This is a genomic window from Streptomyces sp. NPDC096046, from assembly GCF_040303285.1.
Taxonomy (GTDB): domain Bacteria; phylum Actinomycetota; class Actinomycetes; order Streptomycetales; family Streptomycetaceae; genus Streptomyces.
The window spans coordinates 87,849-109,384 of the sequence record NZ_JBEOSZ010000007.1 but is presented as its reverse complement, the minus strand read 5'-3'; the positions used below and the strand labels follow the sequence as shown (position 1 = coordinate 109,384).

17 protein-coding genes and 1 pseudogene are annotated in these 21,536 nt (G+C 71.3%); 2 read left to right on the top strand and 16 right to left on the bottom strand.

Going from position 1 to position 21,536, the window contains the following annotated elements; genetic code table 11:
• Positions 1-70: 70 nt before the first annotated feature.
• The 7 genes from topA to bldG all read right to left on the bottom strand — a co-directional run bounded on the left by topA (position 71) and on the right by bldG (position 9,867).
• Positions 71-2,926: a type I DNA topoisomerase gene (topA, locus tag ABTX62_RS08860; protein ID WP_352115507.1), complete on the bottom strand. Its 2,856-nt coding sequence runs from the start codon at positions 2,924-2,926 to the stop codon at positions 71-73.
• Between the two features lie 246 nt (positions 2,927-3,172).
• Entirely contained in the window at positions 3,173-3,370 is a 198-nt protein-coding gene (locus tag ABTX62_RS08855) for a hypothetical protein (RefSeq protein WP_352115506.1), read from the bottom strand.
• A 246-nt stretch (positions 3,371-3,616) separates the two neighbouring features.
• Positions 3,617-5,146 carry a DUF7059 domain-containing protein gene (locus tag ABTX62_RS08850; RefSeq protein WP_352115505.1) on the bottom strand — a complete coding sequence of 510 codons (1,530 nt, stop codon included), beginning with the start codon at positions 5,144-5,146 and terminating at the stop codon, positions 3,617-3,619.
• 356 nt (positions 5,147-5,502) lie between these two features.
• Entirely contained in the window at positions 5,503-6,093 is a 591-nt protein-coding gene (locus ABTX62_RS08845; protein WP_352115504.1) for a small secreted protein, read from the bottom strand.
• A 193-nt stretch (positions 6,094-6,286) separates the two neighbouring features.
• A complete protein-coding gene (locus ABTX62_RS08840; protein WP_352115503.1) occupies positions 6,287-8,692 on the bottom strand; it encodes a sodium-translocating pyrophosphatase in 2,406 nt (801 codons plus the stop codon).
• A 274-nt stretch (positions 8,693-8,966) separates the two neighbouring features.
• Entirely contained in the window at positions 8,967-9,404 is a 438-nt protein-coding gene (locus tag ABTX62_RS08835) for an ATP-binding protein (RefSeq protein WP_283968041.1), read from the bottom strand.
• Positions 9,405-9,525: 121 nt separating this feature from the next.
• The gene (gene bldG, locus ABTX62_RS08830) at positions 9,526-9,867 is read right to left on the bottom strand and encodes an anti-sigma factor antagonist BldG (RefSeq protein WP_003991900.1); all 342 of its coding nucleotides are present in this window, start codon (positions 9,865-9,867) and stop codon (positions 9,526-9,528) included.
• 78 nt (positions 9,868-9,945) lie between these two features.
• On the opposite strand from bldG, the gene ABTX62_RS08825 reads away from it, so the two are divergent.
• Positions 9,946-12,495 (top strand): DEAD/DEAH box helicase, encoded by a 2,550-nt coding sequence (locus tag ABTX62_RS08825; RefSeq protein ID WP_352115502.1) that lies wholly within the window; start codon positions 9,946-9,948, stop codon positions 12,493-12,495.
• 40 nt (positions 12,496-12,535) lie between these two features.
• Here the strand turns inward: ABTX62_RS08825 and ABTX62_RS08820 are convergent.
• The 7 genes and pseudogenes from ABTX62_RS08820 to ssd all read right to left on the bottom strand — a co-directional run.
• Positions 12,536-12,808, bottom strand: a pseudogene (locus ABTX62_RS08820) (Rv3654c family TadE-like protein); the annotation flags it as partial.
• A 44-nt stretch (positions 12,809-12,852) separates the two neighbouring features.
• Positions 12,853-13,212 (bottom strand): TadE family type IV pilus minor pilin, encoded by a 360-nt coding sequence (locus tag ABTX62_RS08815; RefSeq protein WP_352115501.1) that lies wholly within the window; start codon positions 13,210-13,212, stop codon positions 12,853-12,855.
• Complete coding sequence (locus tag ABTX62_RS08810) at positions 13,199-13,408, bottom strand: DUF4244 domain-containing protein (protein WP_352115606.1); 210 nt, start codon at positions 13,406-13,408, stop codon at positions 13,199-13,201. Before ABTX62_RS08810 ends, ABTX62_RS08815 begins: the two co-directional genes overlap by 14 nt.
• Before the next feature lie 70 nt (positions 13,409-13,478).
• Positions 13,479-14,270 carry a type II secretion system F family protein gene (locus ABTX62_RS08805; protein WP_352115500.1) on the bottom strand — a complete coding sequence of 264 codons (792 nt, stop codon included), beginning with the start codon at positions 14,268-14,270 and terminating at the stop codon, positions 13,479-13,481.
• Complete coding sequence (locus tag ABTX62_RS08800) at positions 14,267-15,139, bottom strand: type II secretion system F family protein (RefSeq protein ID WP_352115499.1); 873 nt, start codon at positions 15,137-15,139, stop codon at positions 14,267-14,269. The genes ABTX62_RS08805 and ABTX62_RS08800 overlap by 4 nt, the downstream gene beginning before the upstream one ends.
• A complete protein-coding gene (locus ABTX62_RS08795; RefSeq protein ID WP_352115498.1) occupies positions 15,123-16,349 on the bottom strand; it encodes a TadA family conjugal transfer-associated ATPase in 1,227 nt (408 codons plus the stop codon). Before ABTX62_RS08795 ends, ABTX62_RS08800 begins: the two co-directional genes overlap by 17 nt.
• Complete coding sequence (gene ssd / locus ABTX62_RS08790) at positions 16,346-17,458, bottom strand: septum site-determining protein Ssd (protein ID WP_352115497.1); 1,113 nt, start codon at positions 17,456-17,458, stop codon at positions 16,346-16,348. The genes ABTX62_RS08795 and ssd overlap by 4 nt, the downstream gene beginning before the upstream one ends.
• A 574-nt stretch (positions 17,459-18,032) precedes the next feature.
• Here ssd and ABTX62_RS08785 point away from each other — a divergent pair.
• Positions 18,033-18,866 carry an HAD family hydrolase gene (locus ABTX62_RS08785; RefSeq protein ID WP_352115496.1) on the top strand — a complete coding sequence of 278 codons (834 nt, stop codon included), beginning with the start codon at positions 18,033-18,035 and terminating at the stop codon, positions 18,864-18,866.
• 333 nt (positions 18,867-19,199) lie between these two features.
• Here the strand turns inward: ABTX62_RS08785 and ABTX62_RS08780 are convergent, their stop codons facing one another.
• Positions 19,200-20,024 carry a Fic family protein gene (locus ABTX62_RS08780; RefSeq protein WP_352115495.1) on the bottom strand — a complete coding sequence of 275 codons (825 nt, stop codon included), beginning with the start codon at positions 20,022-20,024 and terminating at the stop codon, positions 19,200-19,202.
• 89 nt (positions 20,025-20,113) lie between these two features.
• Positions 20,114-21,379 (bottom strand): polysaccharide deacetylase family protein, encoded by a 1,266-nt coding sequence (locus ABTX62_RS08775; RefSeq protein ID WP_352115494.1) that lies wholly within the window; start codon positions 21,377-21,379, stop codon positions 20,114-20,116.
• Between the last annotated feature and the right edge of the window lie 157 nt (positions 21,380-21,536).

The window sequence follows — 21,536 nt, the reverse complement described above, 5'->3', positions numbered from 1 at the left end:
TTCGCTTTCCGAACCCAGGGCGAAGATCCGGGCGCGGTGGTCCGGATTCCGAACAGGGATCAAAACGGTGTCAGTCCTCCGTGGACTTGGCGGCCGTCGCCGTCTTGGCGGCCGTCTTCTTCACGGCGGTGGTCTTCTTCGCCGTCGTCTTCTTCACGGTCGTGGTCTTCTTCGCCGCGGTCTTCTTGACCGTCGCCGCCTTCTTCGCCGGCGCCTTCTTGGCCGCCTTCTTCGCGGTCTTCTTCGCCGGTGCCTTGGCACGCTTCTCGGCGAGCAGCTCGAAACCGCGCTCGGGAGTGATGTCCTCGACACTGTCGCCGGAGCGCAGGGTCGCGTTGGTCTCCCCGTCGGTGACGTACGGGCCGAAGCGGCCGTCCTTGACCACGACCGGCTTCTCGCTCACCGGGTCGGTGCCCAGCTCCTTCAGCGGCGGCTTGGCGGCCGCCCGGCCACGCTGCTTGGGTTGTGCGTAGATCGCCAGCGCCTCCTCCAGCGTGATCGTGAAGAGCTGCTCCTCGGCCTGGAGCGAGCGCGAGTCCGTGCCCTTCTTCAGGTACGGGCCGTAGCGGCCGTTCTGCGCGGTGATCTCCTGGCCCTCGGCGTCGACGCCGACGACACGCGGCAGCGACATCAGCTTCAGGGCGTCGTCGAGCGTCACCGTGTCCAGGGACATCGTCTTGAACAGGGACGCCGTGCGCGGCTTGACCGCGTTCTTGCCCGTCTTCGGGGTGCCCTCGGGGAGGACCTCCGTCACATACGGACCGTACCGGCCGTCCTTGGCGACGATCGTGTGGCCGGTGGCGGGATCCGTGCCCAGCTCGTAGTCACCGCTCGGCTTGGCGAGCAGTTCCTCCGCGAGGTCGACGGTCAGCTCGTCCGGCGCGAGGTCCTCGGGGATGTCGGCGCGCTGGTGCTGCTCGGAGTCCTTCTCGCCGCGCTCGATGTACGGCCCGTAGCGGCCGACCCGCAGCACGATGTCGTTGCCCACGGGGAACGACGACACCTCGCGCGCGTCGATCGCGCCCAGGTCCGTCACCAGTTCCTTGAGGCCACCGAGATGGTCCCCGTCGCCGTTGCCCGCGTCGGCGGCGGCTCCGGTGACCCCCGCGGCGAAGCCGCTGTCAGGCCCTGTCTCGCCGAAGTAGAACCGCTTCAGCCACGGCACGGACTGCGCCTCACCGCGGGCGATGCGGTCGAGGTCGTCCTCCATCTTGGCGGTGAAGTCGTAGTCGACGAGCCGCCCGAAGTGCTTCTCCAGGAGGTTGACCACGGCGAAGGACAGGAAGGACGGCACCAGGGCCGTGCCCTTCTTGAAGACGTAGCCGCGGTCGAGGATCGTGCCGATGATCGACGCGTACGTCGACGGGCGGCCGATCTCTCGCTCTTCCAGCTCCTTGACCAGGGACGCCTCGGTGTAGCGGGCCGGGGGCTTGGTGGCGTGCCCGTCGACCGTGATCTCCTCGGCGCTCAGGGCGTCGCCCTCGGAGACCTGCGGCAGCCGGCGCTCGCGGTCGTCCAGCTCGGCGTTCGGGTCGTCGGCGCCCTCGACGTAGGCCTTCAGGAAGCCGTGGAAGGTGATCGTCTTGCCGGAGGCACTGAACTCGACGTCCCGGCCGTCGGCCGCCGTGCCGCCGATCTTCACCGTGACGCTGTTGCCGGTGGCGTCCTTCATCTGGGAGGCGACGGTCCGCTTCCAGATCAGCTCGTACAGCTTGAACTGGTCACCGGTCAGTCCGGTCTCGGCCGGAGTGCGGAAACGATCACCCGAGGGGCGGATCGCCTCGTGCGCCTCCTGCGCGTTCTTGACCTTCCCGGCGTACGTCCTCGGCTGCGGCGGCAGGTAGTCGGCGCCGTACAGCTGCGTGACCTGGGCGCGGGCGGCGGAGACCGCCGTGTCGCTCAGGGTCGTGGAGTCCGTACGCATGTAGGTGATGTAGCCGTTCTCGTACAGCTTCTGCGCGACCTGCATCGTGGCCTTCGCGCCGAAGCCCAGCTTGCGGCTGGCCTCCTGCTGCAGCGTCGTCGTACGGAACGGGGCGTACGGCGAGCGGCGGTACGGCTTGGACTCGACGGAGCGGACGGCGAACCGCGTCTGCTCCAGGGCGGCGGCCAGGGCGCGGGCGTTCGCCTCGTCGAGGTGGAGGGTGTTCGCGCTCTTCAGTTGTCCCAGGGAGTCGAAGTCGCGGCCCTGCGCGACCCGCCTGCCGTCGACGGTCTGCAGGCGCGCGACCAGCGACGACGGGTCCGACGAGTCTCCGGCGCGGCCGGTCGCGAAGGTGCCCGTCAGGTCCCAGTACTCAGCCGAACGAAACGCGATGCGCTCGCGTTCCCGCTCCACGACGAGTCGTGTGGCCACCGACTGGACACGGCCCGCGGACAGGCGCGGCATGACCTTCTTCCACAGGACCGGCGAGACCTCGTAGCCGTAGAGGCGGTCGAGGATGCGGCGGGTCTCCTGGGCGTCGACGAGCTTCTGGTTGAGCTCGCGCGGGTTGGCCACGGCAGCCTGGATCGCGGCCTTGGTGATCTCGTGGAAGACCATCCGCTTGACCGGGACCTTGGGCTTGAGCACCTCCTGGAGGTGCCAGGCGATGGCCTCGCCCTCGCGGTCCTCATCGGTGGCGAGGAAGAGTTCGTCGGACTCCTTCAGCAGGTCCTTGAGCTTCTTGACCTGCGCCTTCTTGTCGGCGTTGACCACATAGATCGGCTGAAAGTCATGTTCGACGTCCACACCGAGGCGGCGGACCTCGCCGGTGTACTTCTCGGGCACCTCGGCGGCGCCGTTGGGAAGGTCGCGGATGTGCCCGACGCTCGCCTCGACAATGTATCCGGGACCGAGATAGCCCTTGATCGTCTTCGCCTTGGCAGGCGACTCGACGATGACGAGTCGGCGGCCGCCCTTCGCGGTCTCGCTGGTCGGGGACAACTTCGCTCTTCTCTCCGGTCGACGCTGGGGCCTCCCCGGAGTCGCTTACCGGGGCTGGGTACGTGGTGACGCTGCGGAGTGTGACGGTACATCCCGCCCCCGTGTCAAACGGGAAAAGCCCGCAACGGCCACTCGAACGGTAACCCGACTACCACCAATCCTGCCGCCCGGAGTGCCCGGAGCAGGCCGGTCCCTGTGCGGAGTGCGACCTGCCGGTCACCGGCGGACACGTCCGCGGCGCGAGCCTCAGAGGCGGCCGAAGCACCACGTTCCGATGGCCAGGGCGAGCACCGCGACGACCCCCGCGAGCGTCGCGGACGGGACGGGCCTCACCCCGTGGGCGACGGGCCTGTGGTTGTGCACGCAGGTCGCGGTCCACACCAGCAGCCCGCCTCCGAACAGGGAGAACACCGCTCCCGCGAAGATCGCCGCTTCGCTCTCCATGGCCCGCCGTGCCCCCTTTCTCCTGTCCGCCCAGTGTCAGCCCCGGGAGGCTGACACGCGCGGGCGGCGGGCAGGCGAACCCGAGGTGAACAGGGGCGCCGCACAGCAGTGGATCAAAGGCGTCCGGTTCCTCACGGCCCGTCTCGAACGAGGTGTCCAAATCGACTCGAATTTGTTGGCGAGCCTCCTCGACGGACCCGGTGAAGCGGCTCTCGGCGAGGAATCTCCCCCGGCCCGCCCGCCCTCTCAGCGCACCGGCTCCAGGTACCCCTGCTCGACCAGCAGCCGGATCTGGGCCGGTGTGCGGTCGCGCAGCAGCACCGGGTCCTCTCCGATCAGCTGGGCGATGGCGTCGAGGATGCGGCCCGCGCTCATCGTGCCGTCGCAGACACCCGCGAAGCCCGCGCCGACCGTGTCCACCCGGGTCGCCCGGCGCATGCCGCGGTTCTGGCGCAGCACGACGTGCTCGGGGTCCTCGGCCCCCGGCAGCCCGACCTGCTCCTGGACGACCTCCGCGGCGAGCCGGAAACGCCCTTCGAGCAGCGCGGCGTCGTCGTGGTCGCGCAGGTGGTCGAGCCGGTCGAAGTGGGCCCGGATCGTGTCGCCGAGCGGCTGCTCCACCGGGTGCGGCCACTCCTCCGCCGTGATCGAGGGCACGGCCGCGCTCGTCCTGCGCAGGGTGATCCAGCCGAAGCCGACGGCCTTCACCTTGCGCGCCTCGAACTCGTCGAGCCATGCGTCGTACCGCGCCCGGTACTCCGCCGTGTCGCCCTGGTGGTCGCCGGCGTCACGCAGCCACAGCTCGGCGTACTGGTTGATGTCCTGCACCTCGCGCTGCACGATCCACGCGTCGCAGCCTCGGGGCACCCAGGACCTGAGCCGGTCCTGCCAGTCCTCTCCTTCCACGTGCTGCCAGTTGGCGAGGAACTGCGCGAAACCGCCCTCGTTCAGATACTCGCCCGCTTGCTGAACGAGCGTGCGGCACAGATCGTCCCCGCCCATCCCGCCGTCGCGGTAGGTGAGCCGCGCACCGGGAGAGATCACGAAGGGCGGGTTGGAGACGATCAGGTCGAACCTCTCATCGCTCCGGACCGGCTCGAAGAGGGATCCCTCACGCAGCTCGGCGGCCGCGGTGCCGGACAGTGCCAAGGTGAGGGCGGTGATGTGCAGGGCACGTGGGTTGAGATCGGTGGCCGCCACGCGCGTGGCGTGCTGCGCCGCGTGCAGGGCCTGGATGCCGGAACCGGTGCCGAGGTCGAGCGCGGCGGCGACGGGCGTGCGGACGGTGATGCCGGCGAGGGTCATGGAGGCGCCGCCGACCCCGAGGACGACCCCTTCGTCACGTCGGCCGATGCCGCCGGCGCCGCCGACCGCGCAGCCGAGGTCCGAGACGATGAACCAGTCCTCGCCGCCGGGCCCGCCGTAGGGCCGGACATCCACCGTGGCGGCGAGTTCGTCCCCGCCGGACCGGGCCAGCCAGCCGCTGTCCAGGCAGGCGTCGACGGGCAGGACGTCCGCCACGCGCGCGTGCGGCACGGGCTGCTGGAGCAGGAACAGCCGGACGAGCATCTCCAGCGGGGTGTCCCCGCGGGTCGCCCGGAGCGCGGGCACGGTCTCGCTCCGGGCCAGCGCCGCGTACGCGGGGGCGCCGAGCAGGTCGAGCAGTCCGTCGGCGGTGAAGGAGGCCGCGAGCAGGGCGTCCCGGAGCCGGGCGGCGACATCGGGGCGGTCGGAGGCGGGCAGCGGGGGCAGGGGTGATGGGCTGGCGTTACTCACGCCCCCATTGTGGCCGCCGGGACGGGTGCCGCGCGTGCCCGTCCCGGGGGTATCGCACGGGTGCTCGCGGGAACACCCGGACACTGCCGCCGTGACGAAAGTCGCACGGCGCGTGCCGAGGTATCGCACGGGTGCCTGCGGGAACACCCGAACACCGGTTGCGGCAAGCACGACGGCGACGGTCTGCCGTGCAGTGCGGCCGCGCGCGTACGTGCCGCCCGGCACATCAGGTGACCCGCCGGGGCGGGCCACCACCGGGTGAGCCGTCGTGCTCCCGCCTGCCGCCGGGCACATCAGGTGGCCCGCCGGTGCGGGGTCACCACCGGGTCAGCCGTCGTGTCCCGCGTCCCGGCCCCTCAGCTCTGGGTGGCTCCCGACGACGCCGTGGCCGCCTTGCAGCTGGACTGCCGGGCCATGGCCTGGCCGACCTCGCCCTCCTCCAGGTTCCTGAGGGCGTCGTTCCCGCTCTGGCTCAGCTTGTCCAGCTCGGTGGCGATGTCCTTCAGGCCGTCGGCGAACTTGCCCTGGTCCTTGGTGTCGAGCCCGTCGACCTGCTTCTTCAGGGAGGCGTACGAGGTGGCGATCGCGTTGAGCTCCTTGACCGCGTCCTGCTGCTTCTTCTCGCCGTTCTCGACGTTCGGCGCCCCGGCCTTGTCCACGGCGGTTCCGATCGCCTTGTAGGCGTCGGACATGTCCTGGAAGGCCTGCGCGTCGGTCTTCTGGACGTCCTCCGGCGTGCTGTTGTCGGAGGTCTCCTTCTGGATCGCGGCATTGGCCGACTCGATCTTCTTGGCCTGCGGCTGCACGGAGTCACAGACCTGCTTGGCCCAGGAGTCCAGCTTGTCGTTGCCGTCGTCGCCGCCGCAACCCGACAGCGCCAGTACCAGTACCGCACCGCCGGACAGTGCGGCCGCGAGCTTCTTGTTCACCGGTTTGGTCCCTTCCATGGCTCTCGGCCCCGGAACATACACGTCAGATGCACGGCAACCGCACGCCGAACGTCCATTAAGACCGTTTCGTAACCTATTGCACCAAGCGAGAGAAGGCTCACGCGTGATCCTCTACCCACAAGGTGCGGGCGGGCGACGCGCCAACGCGCACCGCCCGCCCGCACCTTGAGCTGGGGCTCGAAGATCCTCCCTACGAAACCACCGCCGTATCGGCCGACTTGGGCTCCGTCCCGGCGTTGTCTTCGTCACCCATGGCGATTCCTCGCCGCTTCGACACGTACACCGCCCCGGCGATCACGACGAACGCCAGGGCGGCGATCAGGATCCGCACCCCGATGCTCTCGTCCGGGCCGTAGGAGAACTTGATGACCGCGGGCGCGATGAGCAGCGCCACCAGGTTCATGACCTTCAGCAGCGGGTTGATCGCGGGGCCCGCGGTGTCCTTGAACGGGTCGCCGACCGTGTCGCCGATCACGGTCGCCGCGTGGGCCTCGCCACCCTTGCCTCCGTGGTGGCCGTCCTCGACGAGTTTCTTGGCGTTGTCCCAGGCGCCACCGGAGTTGGCGAGGAACACCGCCATCAGCGTGCCCGCGCCGATCGCGCCCGCCAGGAACGCGCCGAGCGGGCCGACGCCGAGCGTGAACCCGATGAAGACGGGCGCCAGCACGGCCAGCAGACCGGGGGTCGCGAGCTCGCGCAGGGCGTCCTTGGTGCAGATGTCGACGACCTTGCCGTACTCAGGAGTCTCGCTGTAGTCCATGATCCCTGGCTTCTCACGGAACTGCCGCCGCACCTCGTAGACCACGGAACCCGCCGAGCGCGACACGGCGTTGATCGCCAGCCCCGAGAAGAGGAAGACGACCGCCGCGCCGGCGACGAGACCCACCAGATTATTGGGCTGCGAGATGTCCATCATCAGACTCATCGGGGCACCGTCCCCGCTGAGTGCCTCGCCCACGTCCCGCGCGCCGGTGAAGATCGCGTCGCGGTACGACCCGAACAGCGCCGCCGCCGCGAGGACGGCCGTGGCGATGGCGATGCCCTTGGTGATCGCCTTGGTGGTGTTGCCGACCGCGTCCAGGTTGGTGAGCACCTGCGCGCCCGCGCCCTCGACGTCACCGGACATCTCCGCGATGCCCTGCGCGTTGTCGGAGACCGGCCCGAAGGTGTCCATCGCGACGATCACACCGACCGTGGTGAGCAGGCCGGTGCCGGCCAGTGCCACCGCGAACAGCGCCAGCATGATGGACGTACCGCCCAGCAGGAACGCCCCGTACACCCCGAGGCCGATCAACAGGGCGGTGTAGACGGCGGATTCGAGACCGACCGAGATTCCGGCGAGGACGACGGTGGCCGGGCCGGTGAGCGAGCTCTTGCCGATGTCCCTGACGGGGCGGCGGGTGGTCTCGGTGAAATAGCCGGTCAGTTGCTGGATCAGGGCGGCGAGCACGATGCCGATGGCCACCGCGACCAGCGCGAGGACCCGCGGGTCGCCGTCCTTGCCGAGGATCGCGGTGTCGGTGACCCCGTCGAGCTCGGAGTAGTTCCCGGGCAGATAGACGAAGACGGCCACCGCCACCAGCACCAGCGAGATCACCGCGGAGATGAAGAACCCGCGGTTGATGGCGCTCATGCCGCTGCGGTCGGCCCGCCTGGGCGCCACCGCGAAGATGCCGATCATGGCGGTGATCACGCCGATCGCCGGCACCAGCAGCGGGAAGCCGAGCCCGGCGTCGCCGAAGGCGGCCGAGCCCAGGATCAGCGCGGCCACGAGGGTCACGGCGTACGACTCGAAGAGGTCGGCCGCCATGCCCGCGCAGTCGCCGACGTTGTCGCCCACGTTGTCGGCGATGGTCGCGGCATTGCGCGGGTCGTCCTCCGGAATGCCCTGCTCGACCTTGCCGACCAGGTCGGCGCCGACGTCGGCGGCCTTGGTGAAGATGCCGCCGCCGACACGCATGAACATCGCGATCAGCGCGGCCCCGAGGCCGAACCCCTCGAGCACCTTCGGCGCGTCGGCCGCGTACACCAGCACCACGCAGGAGGCGCCGAGCAGGCCGAGGCCCACCGTGAACATGCCGACCACACCGCCCGTACGGAAAGCGATCTTCATCGCCTTGTGCGAGACGGTGGTCAGATCCTTTTCCGGCGCGCCTTCCGCCGGGGTGGCTTCACGCGCCGCCGCGGCGACACGCACATTGCTGCGTACGGCGAGCCACATGCCGATATAGCCGGTGGCCGCCGAGAACGCCGCTCCGATCAGGAAGAACACCGAACGTCCGGCACGCTGATTCCAGTCGTCCGCGGGCAGCAGCATGAGCAGGAAGAACACGACCACGGCGAATACGCCGAGCGTGCGCAGCTGACGGGCCAGATAGGCGTTCGCGCCTTCCTGGATCGCTGCCGCGATCTTCTTCATGCTGTCGGTGCCCTCGCCGGCCGCGAGTACCTGGCGCACCAGGACGCCCGCGATCGCCAGTGCCGCCAGTGCCACGACCGCGATGACCACGATGAGCACGCGGTTGCCATCGGTCAGTACGGCGGCTGCGAGGTCGGTGGGATGGCCCGACTGTGGTGAGAGGGAAAGCCCCGCCATTCGTCCTCCTTGACGCTTGGGCTGAGCTCAAGATGTGGACGGGATTCTAGGTACCGGAACCTGATCAAAACAGAGCGCGATAAGCGGAATTGGTCTTCCGAGGTAATGCCTTGAAAGCATTCTGAAGCTGCCGTGGAGCGCGCGAATGATCGTGAACGAATTCACGCGATGAACGGCACAGGAACCACTGTAAAGGCGAGAACTGACACCCGCACGTGACGAAGGGCCCCACGGGTGGGGCCCTTCGTCAAGAACGGGATGTGCGGTGGCGGGGTCAGACCAGAATCGTCGGCGGCGGTGTGGTCGGCCAGGTCATCTTGATCAGCCCGCCGTGCTCGCCCGCGCTGACCTCGACGTCGTCGACGAGTCCGCTGATGACCGCGAGGCCCATCTCGTCCTCGTCGGCCTCCCCGCCGGAGTCGCCGGGTCCGCCGCCGGGGCCGCGCTCGCCGGAGACCGCGTGCGGGGCCGCGTCGCCGACCTCGATGGAGAACTGCTTCTCCTCCTCGATCAGCAGCACCTTCACCGGTGCCGAGATCCCGCCGGTCTGGTGCAGCCCGACGGCCCGGCTGCACGCCTCGCCGACGGCGAGCCTGACCTCGTCGAGGACGGCCTCGTCCACTCCGGCCCTGCGCGCCACCGCTGCCGCCACCAGCCGGGCGGTCCTGACGTGCTCGGGCAGCGCGCTGAAGCGGAGCTCAACCGTGGCCATGCATCCCCCTCGCAACTACGGGCGTGCTGTCGGGAGGCGCCGGGCCGGCGAGACCCGGGCCCCCTCGCTTGTCACTTCTGCCGAATGCCGGCCGGCCCGGGCACATGGCCCGGGACCGGCGTCAGTCGGTGGCCGCAACCGCTTCCTCGACCGAGGTGTGAATCGGGAACACCTTGGTGAGGCCGGTGATGCGGAAGATCTTCAAAATGCGCTCCTGGTTGCAGACCAGGCGCAGGGAGCCCTCATGGGCCCGCACACGCTTCAGGCCGCCGACCAGCACGCCGAGCCCGGTGGAGTCGAGGAAGTCCACGCCCTCCATGTCGACGACAAGGTGGAAACTGCCGTCGTTCACCAGCTCGACCAACTGCTCGCGCAGCTTGGGCGCGGTATATACGTCGATTTCGCCACCGACCCTGACGATCGTGCGATCGCCCATGGTTTCGGTCGACAGGGACAGGTCCACGGATCCTCCAGCACCTTGCTATCGAGCGGTCGCCCTAGGGGCATTCGGCTTCAGCCCCTGGACGCTTCGCCAGCCGCGATGGCATTCAATCACTTACCGGCAGGCGTGCACGACGCCTTGGCTCCATTGTCCGTCACGCCAGTGACACACTCGGTGCCGATGGCCAAGAATCACCGATCCGATCGAACCCCGACGGACCCCGCCTCCCGGCCCGCGCCGAGCGCGATCCTGGACCGGCTCGCGTCCGGCCCGGGCAGGGCTTCGCGCATTACTCATACGGAGCACTTGCCCCCGCGCGCGGGTCGGCATGCCGTCTGGCCGGACCGGATCCGCACGGAGGTCGTCGCCGCCGTTCGGGCCGCGGGCATCGAACATCCCTGGGCCCACCAGGCACGCGCCGCCGAGCACGCTCTGGACGGCGACTCGGTCGTCGTGGCCACCGGCACGGCCTCCGGCAAGTCCCTGGCGTACCTGGTGCCGGTTCTGTCCACTCTCCTGGAGGGCGCGGAAGCTCCGAACGGCCGCGGCGCGACCACGCTCTACCTGGCTCCGACCAAGGCCCTCGCGGCGGACCAATGCCGCTCCGTGAAGGAACTTTCACATCCTCTGGGCAATTCGGTACGCGCGGCCGTGTACGACGGCGATACTCCGTTCGAGGAACGCGAGTGGATCCGTCAGTACGCCAACTACGTCCTGACCAACCCGGACATGCTGCACCGCGGCATCCTGCCCTCCCACCCTCGCTGGTCCTCCTTCCTGAAGTCGCTGAAGTACGTCGTCATCGACGAGTGCCACACCTACCGCGGCGTGTTCGGCTCCCACGTCGCCCAGGTGCTGCGTCGCCTGCGCCGCCTGTGCGCCCGCTACGGCGCCTCGCCGGTGTTCCTGCTGGCCTCCGCGACCGCCGCCGAGCCCGCGGTGGCCGCCCGCCGCCTCACCGGCGTGCCGGTGCTGGAGGTGGCCGACGACGCCTCCCCACGCGGGGAACTGGTGTTCGCCCTGTGGGAACCGCCGCTGACCGAACTGCACGGGGAAAGGGGCGCCCCGGTCCGCCGTACGGCCACCGCCGAGGCCGCCGACCTGCTGACCGACCTCACCGTGCAGGGCGTGCGCTCGGTGACCTTCGTCCGCTCCCGACGGGGCGCCGAGCTGATCTCGGTCATCTCCCAGGAGCGTCTGGCCGAGGTCGACCGGTCGCTGGCCCGGCGTGTCGCGGCGTACCGGGGTGGCTATCTGCCGGAGGAGCGCCGCGCACTCGAACAAGCCCTCCATTCGGGTGAACTGCTGGGCCTCGCGGCGACGAACGCCCTCGAACTCGGCATCGACATCTCCGGCCTCGACGCGGTCGTCATCGCCGGTTACCCGGGCACGCGTGCCTCTCTGTGGCAGCAGGCGGGCCGGGCCGGGCGGTCCGGGCAGGGGGCGCTGGCCGTTCTGGTCGCCCGTGACGACCCGCTGGACACCTTCCTCGTCCACCACCCCGAGGCCCTGTTCGACCAGCCCGTCGAGTCGACCGTCCTCGACCCCGACAACCCCTACGTGCTGGCCCCGCACCTGTGCGCCGCAGCCGCGGAGCTGCCCCTGACGGACGAGGACCTCGACCTGTTCGGCCCCGCCAGCGAGGGCCTGCTGCCCCAGCTGGAGGCCGCGAAGCTGCTGCGCCGCCGCACCAAGGCCTGGCACTGGACCCGCCGGGAGCGCGCCGCCGACCTGACGGACATCCGCGGCGAGGGCGGACGCCCGGTCCAGGTCGTCGAGACCGGCACCGGCCGGCTGCTCGGCACGGTGGACGCCGGCGCCGCGCACTCGACGGTGCACGAGGGGGCGGTCCATCTCCACCAGGGCCGTTCCTACCTGGTGCGGTCGCTGGATCTGGACGACTCCGTCGCCCTCGTCGAGGAGGCCGCCCCGCCCTACTCCACGGTCGCCCGGGACACGACGTCGATCTCCGTCCTGGAGACGGACGTCGAGATCCCCTGGGGTGACGGCCGCCTCTGCTACGGCTCCGTCGAGGTCACCAACCAGGTCGTCTCCTTCCTGCGCAGACGGCTCATCACCGGCGAAGTGCTCGGCGAGACCAAACTCGACCTCCCTCCCCGTACGCTGCGCACCCGCGCCGTGTGGTGGACCGTCACCGAGGACCAGCTGGACCGGGCGCGGATCAACCCGGAGATCCTCGGCGGCTCCCTGCACGCCGCCGAACACGCGTCGATCGGGCTGCTGCCCCTCTTCGCGACCTGCGACCGCTGGGACATCGGCGGCGTGTCGATCCCGCTCCACCCCGACACGCTCCTGCCCACGGTCTTCGTCTATGACGGCCATCCGGGCGGCGCGGGCTTCGCGGAGCGCGCCTTCCACACCGCCCGTACCTGGCTGTCCGCCACCCGCCAGGCCATCGCCTCCTGCGAGTGCGAGGCCGGATGTCCGTCCTGCATCCAGTCCCCCAAGTGCGGCAACGGCAACGATCCGCTGCACAAGAGGGGGGCGGTGCGCCTCCTCACGGTGCTGCTGGAGGGGGCTCCCGAGGAGAAGGAGGGCGCTGCGCAGGAGACGGAGAGGGCGGACGGGGCAGCTGAGCAGCCGACGAGAGGTCCGGCAGGGCCGTCGCAGGCCCCGCCCGCGCCCTGACCTGCGCCGTGAACGGCCCCCGTCCCGACGCCGCCGTGACGTCCGAGATCTGTCCGGTGACCTCGCACCGCACCAGCCGCACGCCCTGTGCCCGGGCGACCCGGCCGGCCCGGGCACAGGCAACCGCACCGCCCTCGGCCCAGTGATCCGCCGCGGCGAGCGCCGCGAGATCCGCACCGCCCGCCGCGCGATGCCGGATCACGACGGCCTGCCCGAGCGCGAGGACCACGCCGAACACCACGCACAGGACGGCGATGGCCCCCACGCTCCAGACGGTGGCGGACCCGCGGTCCGACCCGGCGCGCCGGCCCATGGCCGCCGTCCTCGAGCCGGATCCGGCCCTCGCCCGACGGCGCCTCATGTGCCCACCGCCTCCTCCACCGACGCCACGGCCTCCTCGCGCACGGTGAAGGACAGACCACGCAGCACCGGAGGCTCGGCCACGACGACCACCCGGACCTGCTCCGCGTCCCGGCTGACGGTCACCTTCGCACCGGGCGGCGCCGCCTCACGGGTCAGCTTCACGACCGCGCCGGGCGGGTCCTGGCGGGCCGCCGCACGCGCTCCCGTCCGCGCCGCGTCCACACACTGGATCTGCGCGGCCACGGCCAGCAGCCCCCACACCAGAGCCATCGCGAACATCACCAGCACGGGCAGCACCACGGCCGACTCCGCCGTGACGAACCCCCGGTCGGCGTCCCGCTCACATCCGCGCATTGAGGGCTCCCTTCACGATGGCTTGCAGCTCCGCGCTGACCGGCCCGCTCGTGACCACCTTGTAGAGCACCACCGCGAACGCCACCGCGGCGATGATTCCCATCGCGTACTCGGAGGTGACCATCCCCCTGTCGCTCCGCGCCGTGCGCATTCCGCTCACCAGGACACCCAGCCGTGCCCGTACCACCTGATACATCTCAACCCCCGTGGGAAAGAGTCCGAACTTCTGCTTTTTGCCGCTCACTTGCTTCCGGTCCCTCTTCGCGTCATCCACCACCCCCTCCGAGCACCCCGCCCGCGAGCCCGATCACCACGGGCAGCACACCGACCGCGATGAACGCGGGCAGGAAGCACAGCCCGACCGGCGCACTGACCATCACGCCCGCCCGGCGGGCCCTGACCGTCGCGGCGCGGCCCCAGTCGGCACGGGCCTCCGCGGCGAGCCGTGCGACCGGCACGGCGGCGGGCAGCCCGGACACATCGGCCCGTTCCAGCAGCCCGGCCAGGGCTCCGGCGCCCGGTAGGGCCCCCAACCTCCGCCAGGCCGCACCCGGTTCCCCACCCAGCCGCACCTCCGCCGCACCCCGGGCGAGGGCATCGCCGACGGGGCCACCGAGGGCCTCGCCCACCGCCTGCGCCGCGATCACCGGGCCGGCACCCGCCGCGATACAGGCCGCCAGCAGGTCGGCGGCGAGGGGCAGTTGCCGCGCCGCCTCGGCGAGGTCGGATACGCGCGGATCCGCGCCGGCCGTCTCCCGCCTCAGCCGCCACCGCCACACACCCACCGCGCCGGCCAGCCCCACGGCGACCCCGGCGAGACCCCCGACCAGCGCCCATCCGGCGCACGCCACGCCCGCCGGGGGCAGCCAAGCCCGGGCGATCCCGCCCACGGCCAGGCGTGGGACAGGCGCCGGCACATCCCGGGCCCTTGCCAGGCCGGCCAGTCGCCGGCGCGTCCTCCGGCGGCGCCGGGACGTGATCAGCCACCGCGCCGACCCTGCGCAGACCGCCACGATCCCCACAGCCACCCCCAGCCTGTGGACAATTTCTGTGCTCATGCCGCTCCCTCCGCCCTCCGTACGATCCGCCCCACCCACCACAGCCCGAGGCCCTCCAGCACCCCGCCGGTCGCCAGGCAGCCCAGCCCCGCCCCCGTATGCAGCAGGACGTGGAGAGGATCGGCGCCCAGCGCGGTGCCGATGACGAGGCCCAGGGCCGGCAGCCCGGCGAGCATCACCGCCGTGGCCCGGGCGCCCGCCAACTGGGCACGCAGGTCGGACCGTTGATCCCGTTCGGCGCGCAGGGCGGCGGCGAGCCGGTCGAGTCCGGCCGCCAGTCCCGCGCCCTGGTCCACGGCGACCCGCCAGCACGCCGCCAGGCCGAGCAGTCCCTCAGCACCCGGTTGCCGTGCCGCCGTCGCGAGCGCGTCCGGCACATCACCGCCGAACCGCGCCGCCGCCAGCACCGTCACCTGGGCGTCGGCGAGTCCGCCGCAGTCCCGCGCGGCCCGCAACAACGCCTCGCCCGGCTGGCGTCCGGCCCGCACCTCCCCGGCGAGCGTCCCGCACAGGGCGATCACCGCGTCGGCCCGCTGTTCCCGGTCCCGCCGCGCCCCGCCGGCCAGCCGGGCCCGCCTCAGCAACGGAACCCCGGCCGCCCCCAGGACGACCGGCAGTACCGACACCCCGGGCACAGCCAGCACCAGCCCGGCCACCACCGACCACCACTCGGCCCCCAGCCTCCCGCGGAGGCTCCGCAGCCCACCGGTCAGCCGCCGCCACCCGGCCGGTCCCTGCGCGACGGCCCCGTCACCCGCGAGCAGCAACCGTGCCCGCCGCGCCGCTTCCTCCCGCTCGGCCAGCAACCAGACGGCCGCCCCCATGCACACCACCGCCGCGCCCCTCGACATCTCAGGCACCCCCGTCATGACCGACCCCCTCCACCACGGCCTGGTCCGGCCCGCTCCCGCTCGCCTCACCCCGAAGCAGCCCCCGCAGGCGCTCCCAGCCCCGCTCCCGCACGAACGCCTGCGCTCCCCACCGCAGCGCCGGCACTGTCCGCACCAGCCCCGACGGGTCCCGCTCCAGCACGTGCACCTCGGCGATCCGTCGTCGCCCGGCACGGTCGCGCACCAGATGCAGCACCACGGAGAGCGCGGCCGCCAGTTGGCTGTGCAGCGCGGCCCGGTCGAGCCCGGCGGCCGTGCCGAGCGCCTCCAGCCGGGCCGGTACATCGGCGGCGGCGTTGGCGTGCACGGTCCCGCAGCCGCCCTCGTGGCCGGTGTTCAACGCGGCCAGCAGATACGCCACTTCGGGTCCGCGCACCTCACCCACGACCAGTCGGTCGGGCCGCATCCGCAGCGCCTGACGCACCAGATCCTCGAGGGTGACCAGGCCCGCGCCCTCCTGGTTGGCGGGTCTGGTCTCCAGCCGCACGACGTGCGGATGATCGGGTCGCAGTTCCGCCGAGTCCTCGGCGAGGACGATCCGCTCGTCCGGCCCCACCAGTCCCAGCAGGGCGCTCAGCAGCGTGGTCTTGCCGGTGCCGGTTCCTCCGCTGACCAGGAAGGACAGCCGGGCGTCGAGCAGTGCCCGCAGCACGCGGTCCCCGCCCGGCGGCACCGTGCCCGCCGCGACCAGCTCGCCGAGGGTGAAGGCACGGGGCCGCACGACCCGCAGTGACAGGCAGGCGCAGCCGACGGCCACCGGCGGCAGCACCGCGTGCAACCGCGTCCCGTCGGGCAGCCGGGCGTCGGCCCAGGGCCGGGCGTCGTCCAGTCGGCGTCCGGCCACGGCGGCGAGACGCTGGGCGAGACGCCGCACGGCCGCCGCGTCCGGGAACCGCACCGGCGTCAGCTCCAGTCCGCCGCCCCGGTCCACCCAGACCCGGTCCGGGGCCGACACGAGCACGTCCGTCACCGACGGATCGGCCAGGAGCGGCTCCAACGGTCCGCTGCCGACCAGCTCGGACCGCAACTGCGCGGCGGCCCCCAGGACCTCGGCGTCCCCGAGGACCCGCCCCTGTTCCCGCAGGGCCTGCGCCACGCATGCGGGGGTCGGCTCGGCCCCGCTCTCGGCCAGCCACCGCCGCACACCGTCGAGCAGCGCCGTGCCCTCATGAGTGGCCAGGGTGCTCATGCCGCACCCGCCTCGACGAGCGCCCGCTCCCAGAACCCCTTGCAGAACCGGGCGAGCGGTCCTCGAGGAGCGGCGCCCGGTGGCGCCGCGCCCTCGTCCGGGCGCGTCAGCCCCGGCTCGTCCGGTACCTCGCCGACCAGGGGCAGTCGGAGCAGCCGGGCCACCTCGCGGTCGTCGAGCCCCGGCGGGTACGGCCCGCGAACCGCCACGCGTAGGTCCCGCAGGACCATGCCGACCGCGGAGGCCACCCGCCCCGCGGCCGCGACGGCCCGCAGCTCGGCGGGCACCACCAGCAAGCCCAGGTCCAGCTGCGAGAGGACCTCGGCGACACCGTCGTCGATCCGGCGGGGCAGGTCGACCACGACCGTGCCTCCCCGGCGCCGGGCCGCCGCGAGCACCGCGCGCACCGCCTGCGGCGGGACGGCGATCCGGTCGCCGCGGTCCCAACTGAGCACCCGAAGCGAGTGCAGCTCGGGCAGCGACTCCTCCAGGGCTCCCCCGCCGACCCGTCCGCGTGAGGAGGCGAATGCGGGCCAGCGCAGCCCTTCGGCCGTCTCACCGCCGAGGAGCACGTCGAGTCCGCCGCCCAGCGGATCAGCGTCCACGAGGAGGGTGCGCAGTCCCTCCCGCGCGGAGGAGACGGCGAGGGCGCAGGAGAGCGTGGAGGCTCCGGCCCCGCCTCGGCCGCCGATGACACCCACGGTGAGGGCGGGCCGTCCGACGCCCTCGGCCACGTCGGCGATCCGGTCGACCAGCCACTGCTCGCCGTCGGGCAACATCAGCACGTGCTCGGCGCCGATCTCGACGGCCCGTCGCCACACCCCTGAGTCGTCCTGGTCCCGGCCGACGAGGACGACGCCCCTTCTGCGCGCGGCCCCGCGCAGCCTCCGCGCGGCGTCGTCGCCCACCAGGATCAGCGGCGCGGCCTCCCAGCCGCCTCTGCGCTCCGGCACCCCGTGGTGCACCTCGGGCGTGGCGCCCGCCGCCGCGCACAGGCGGAGCAGATCGTCGAGGAGTTCGGTGTCCTCGGTGACGATCAACGGTCCGCCCGGCCGGCCTCCGGCGGTCGGCGGCGGGTCGTGTGTGACGGTTCCGGCCACGGTTTCCATCCCCCTTCGCTGCGTGACTCGCGCGACCCCTGCGGCCCCGCGATTCCCAAACGTGGGAAGAACCGGCGAGCGGCCTCCCTGTGAACGGCCGACAGAAACCGGCCAAACGCTCCCGGTACTCGGAACCGGCCATGAACTCGCCGCGAGCGGGACGCGCAGGAATCACGGTGCAGCGATCCCGGAAATCGTGTGGATCTTGGTGGAAAACTGTGGACGTGCCGGGGGTTGTGAATATCGCCTTCACCCATACCGGTGAGCCGCGCAGACTCTCTGTGCGGCTTCCACAGAGCAGTCCGGCCGCGACACAGCGTGACAAGTCATGTCCATGCCAATAACCCGTCCGTGACTCTGCCGGACCGGCTGTCAGGCCGTGAGGAGAAGGAGAAAACCCACCCGGACATGCGACGACCCCCGCCGGGGGGGAGAGCGGGGGTCGTCCCCACGGCCGACTCGGGGGGGGGAGGAGTCGGGCCGGGTTAGCACGGTCGCGAACGATCCGTGACTTCCATGGTGTACCCGAGAGCCTTCTCAGGCAAACCCACGCGCCCCACCTTACGCCGAATGGGCTGCCCCTATGCTCTGGGACGTGGAAAACCACTCGTTGCCCCGCACAGCCGCCTTCTTTGACCTGGACAAGACGGTCATTGCGAAGTCGAGCACGCTCACGTTCAGCAAGTCGTTCTACCAAGGCGGTCTCATCAACCGCAGGGCCGTCTTGCGTACCGCATACGCCCAGTTCGTCTTCCTCGCCGGCGGCGCCGACCACGACCAGATGGAGCGCATGCGCGCATATCTGTCCGCCCTGTGCCGCGGCTGGAACGTGCGGCAGGTCAAGGAGATCGTCGCCGAGACGCTGCACGACCTGATCGACCCGATCATCTACGACGAGGCGGCCTCCCTGATCGAGGAGCACCACACCGCCGGACGCGACGTCGTCATCGTGTCCACGTCGGGCGCCGAAGTGGTCGAGCCGATCGGCGAGCTGCTCGGCGCGGACCGCGTCGTCGCCACCCGCATGGTCGTGGGCGAGGACGGCTGCTTCACCGGCGAGGTGGAGTACTACGCGTACGGCCCCACCAAGGCCGAGGCCGTCAGGGAACTGGCCGCGTCCGAGGGGTACGACCTCAGCCGCTGCTACGCCTACAGCGACTCGGCGACCGATGTGCCGATGCTGGAGTCCGTCGGCCATCCGCACGCCGTGAACCCGGACCGGGCGCTGCGCCGCGAGGCCCTCGCGCGCGGCTGGCCGATCCTGGACTTCCACCGCCCCGTCCGGCTCAAGCAGCGCATCCCGGCGTTCTCCGTGCCGCCGCGTCCGGCGCTCGTCGCGGTCGCCGCCATAGGCGCCGCCGCGGCCACCGCGGGACTCGTCTGGTACGCGAACAGGCGCCGGGCGACGGTCGCTTGACCTGCTACGAGGCACCGTCCCATGTGAACCCAAAAGTAAAGAAGTGCAGTCTGGACTTCCGCTCACTGCGGGGCAGGAGTACAAAGGAATCAACGGCCCGCGAGACCAGGGACATCCGAGAGGATCACCTTTTCAACGCATTTGGCCCCACGGACCGAGCATGAACACCGGGCACCCACGCGACGTCGACCCGTCGAATACGGGCCAGCCGCACCAGGGACGGGCAAAGTTCCCGACCTGATGGGCGTATATCGAGGACGCTTGGTAACCCGATGCTCATGCCAGCGGCGGTACGAGAACTCGTACCGCCGCATCATTTCTCACCGGGCCATGTCAGGCCGCTCCGCGTTGCAGCGCCTCGCACACCGCCATCGACTCGCGGGCCCCCAGTTCGACGGCCCTGCCGCAGTGGGCGATCCAGGCGGCCACGCCCTCGGGGGTACCGGAGACATACCCGCCCAGGGCCTTCAGGTAGGCGTCGCGTCCCAGCTCGGCGTGGCCGACCTCGGCCGCGCAGACCGACTTCGGGTCCAACCCGCTGCCCACCAGGACGATGCGTTCGGCCGTGCGCGCGACCAGGCCGTTGTGGGACGTGAAGGGGCGCAGCGCGAGGAGTTCGCCGTGCACGACGGCGGCCGTCACCAGCGCCGGTGCGGAGCCGCCGGCGATGATCAGTCCGGCCAGCCCGTCCAGCCGGCCGTGCGTCTCCGCGGCGCCGGGCAGCGGCAGCCCGACGACCGGTTCGTCGACCGGCTCGCCCTCCTTGCGGGGCCGCCCCACCTCGTCGCCCTTGCCGGCGGCCGCCACCAGGTGCAGCCGGGCCAGCACGCGCAGGGGCGACTGCCGCCAGATCGACAGCAGCTGGCCCGCCTCGGCGGTGAGCCGTAGGGCGGCACCCACGGTGCGGGCCTCGTCGTCGCCGCTGAAGTCCGTACGCCGGCGCACCTCCTCCAGGGCCCAGTCCGCGCCGGACAGCGCGGCCGAGCCCCGGGCGCCTCGCAGGGCGGCCTCGGAGGTGATCGCGTTGCTGCGCCGCCGCATGACCCGGTGCCCGTAGACCCGGTCGACGGCCTTGCGTACGGACTCCACGGAATCGGCCACTCCGGGCAGCGCCCCCAGGGCCGCGAGGGGATCGGCGGTCGCGCCTGCTGTACTCATGAGTACGACCCTACGCACCCCGGGGCCCCGCCCTGCGGCGGAGTGGCCTTCTTCACGCGCGCGTGCACCCGGCCACGTCCGCCCGAGGACTACCCCTTGGCCGCCGGAGCGCCGGGCACGCCCTTGGGCGCCGGGGCGGGACGGTCCGACAGGAAGGCCGCCCAGCCCTCCTTGGGCGCCTGGCCGACCGGCAGGCCGCGCAGCTTCTCCAGCGTCTTCGGGTCCTGCGCGTCCAGCCAGTCCACGAGCTGCCGGAACGACACGCAGCGCACCTCCTTCTTGGTGCACACGGTCTCGATGACCTCCTCGACGGCCCGCATGTAGGTGCCGCCGTTCCAGGACTCGAAGTGGTTGCCGATGATCAGGGGGGCGCGGTTGCCGTCGTAGGCCCGCGCGAAGCCCTGGAGCAGGCCGTCGCGCATCTGGTCGCCCCAGTAGTCGAACTTGGCGGGGTTGCCCTGGGTGGTGGTGCCCGACTGGTTGACCATGAAGTTGTAGTCCATGGCGAGCTGCTCGAAGGAGTGGCCGGGGAACGGCACGAGCTGCATGGAGACGTCCCACAGGCCCTGCTTCTTCTTCGGCCAGACCTGGTCGTTGACACCGCTGGTGTCATATCGGAAGCCCAGGTCACGGGCGGCCCTCATGAAGTTGCGCTGGCCTTCGAGGCAGGGGGTGCGGGCGCCGATGAGCTCCTTGTCGTAGTCGAAGGGCAGCGGGGAGGCATCCTTCAGGCCGGTGTTGGTCTTCCAGGTCTTCACGAACCGCTTGGCCTGGGAGATCTCGTCCTTCCAGTCCTGCACGGACCACTCGCCGACACCGCCCCCGCTGCCGCAGAAGTGGCCGTTGAAGTGGGTGCCGATCTCGTTGCCCTCCAGCCACGCCAGGCGCAGTTGCTTCACCGTGGCGGCGATGCCCCGGCGGTCGTTGAAGCCGATGTCGGAGCGGCCCGGGGAGTGCTGGGGCGGGCGGTACTGGTCACGCTCGTCGTTCGGCAGCATGTACACGCCGCTCAGGAAGTACGTCATGGTCGCGTTGTTCTTCTTGGCGACCTGACGGAAGTGGGAGAACAGCTTCTGGCCGTCCTCGCCCGCGCCGTCCCAGGAGAAGACGACGAACTGCGGGGGCTTCTGGCCGGGCCGCAGCCGTTCGGGCCTGGGCAGGTGGGGCTGGGCGCCGGTGTAGGCGGTGGAGCCGTCTCCGATCAGCCGGACCGCGCTCTTCGGCGCCTGGGCCGGCGTCGGCTTCTGCGGGTCGGGGTTGTCCTGCCGGGGGGTGCCGGTCGCGCAACCGGCGAGCGATGCGGCGCAGACCGCGGCGATCACGGAGCCCGCGGCGATCCTGGGGGTGGCGGCCATGTTCCGCCCACCTTCTTCCTTCTCTCGGGTGCGGACAGCGCCGCCACATTCACACGGGACCGAGAAGGAATTAACACGACAAGCCGATCAAATGACCACTTCACTCTTCAGAGTGATCTATTCACCCATTTGCCCGTAAAGTCTATGTTCGCCCTTT

Coding starts and splice junctions, on each gene's coding strand:
- ABTX62_RS08815 (WP_352115501.1), bottom strand. CDS start 13,212: ATGCGCGGATGTGAGCGGGACGCCGACCGGGGGTTCGTCACGGCGGAG.
- ABTX62_RS08835 (WP_283968041.1), bottom strand. CDS start 9,404: ATGGCCACGGTTGAGCTCCGCTTCAGCGCGCTGCCCGAGCACGTCAGG.
- ssd (WP_352115497.1), bottom strand. CDS start 17,458: ATGGAAACCGTGGCCGGAACCGTCACACACGACCCGCCGCCGACCGCC.
- ABTX62_RS08780 (WP_352115495.1), bottom strand. CDS start 20,024: ATGAGTACAGCAGGCGCGACCGCCGATCCCCTCGCGGCCCTGGGGGCG.
- ABTX62_RS08845 (WP_352115504.1), bottom strand. CDS start 6,093: ATGGAAGGGACCAAACCGGTGAACAAGAAGCTCGCGGCCGCACTGTCC.
- ABTX62_RS08785 (WP_352115496.1), top strand. CDS start 18,033: ATGCTCTGGGACGTGGAAAACCACTCGTTGCCCCGCACAGCCGCCTTC.
- ABTX62_RS08840 (WP_352115503.1), bottom strand. CDS start 8,692: ATGGCGGGGCTTTCCCTCTCACCACAGTCGGGCCATCCCACCGACCTC.
- ABTX62_RS08775 (WP_352115494.1), bottom strand. CDS start 21,379: ATGGCCGCCACCCCCAGGATCGCCGCGGGCTCCGTGATCGCCGCGGTC.
- ABTX62_RS08810 (WP_352115606.1), bottom strand. CDS start 13,408: ATGTATCAGGTGGTACGGGCACGGCTGGGTGTCCTGGTGAGCGGAATG.
- ABTX62_RS08855 (WP_352115506.1), bottom strand. CDS start 3,370: ATGGAGAGCGAAGCGGCGATCTTCGCGGGAGCGGTGTTCTCCCTGTTC.
- ABTX62_RS08795 (WP_352115498.1), bottom strand. CDS start 16,349: ATGAGCACCCTGGCCACTCATGAGGGCACGGCGCTGCTCGACGGTGTG.
- ABTX62_RS08825 (WP_352115502.1), top strand. CDS start 9,946: ATGGCATTCAATCACTTACCGGCAGGCGTGCACGACGCCTTGGCTCCA.
- ABTX62_RS08805 (WP_352115500.1), bottom strand. CDS start 14,270: ATGAGCACAGAAATTGTCCACAGGCTGGGGGTGGCTGTGGGGATCGTG.
- ABTX62_RS08800 (WP_352115499.1), bottom strand. CDS start 15,139: ATGACGGGGGTGCCTGAGATGTCGAGGGGCGCGGCGGTGGTGTGCATG.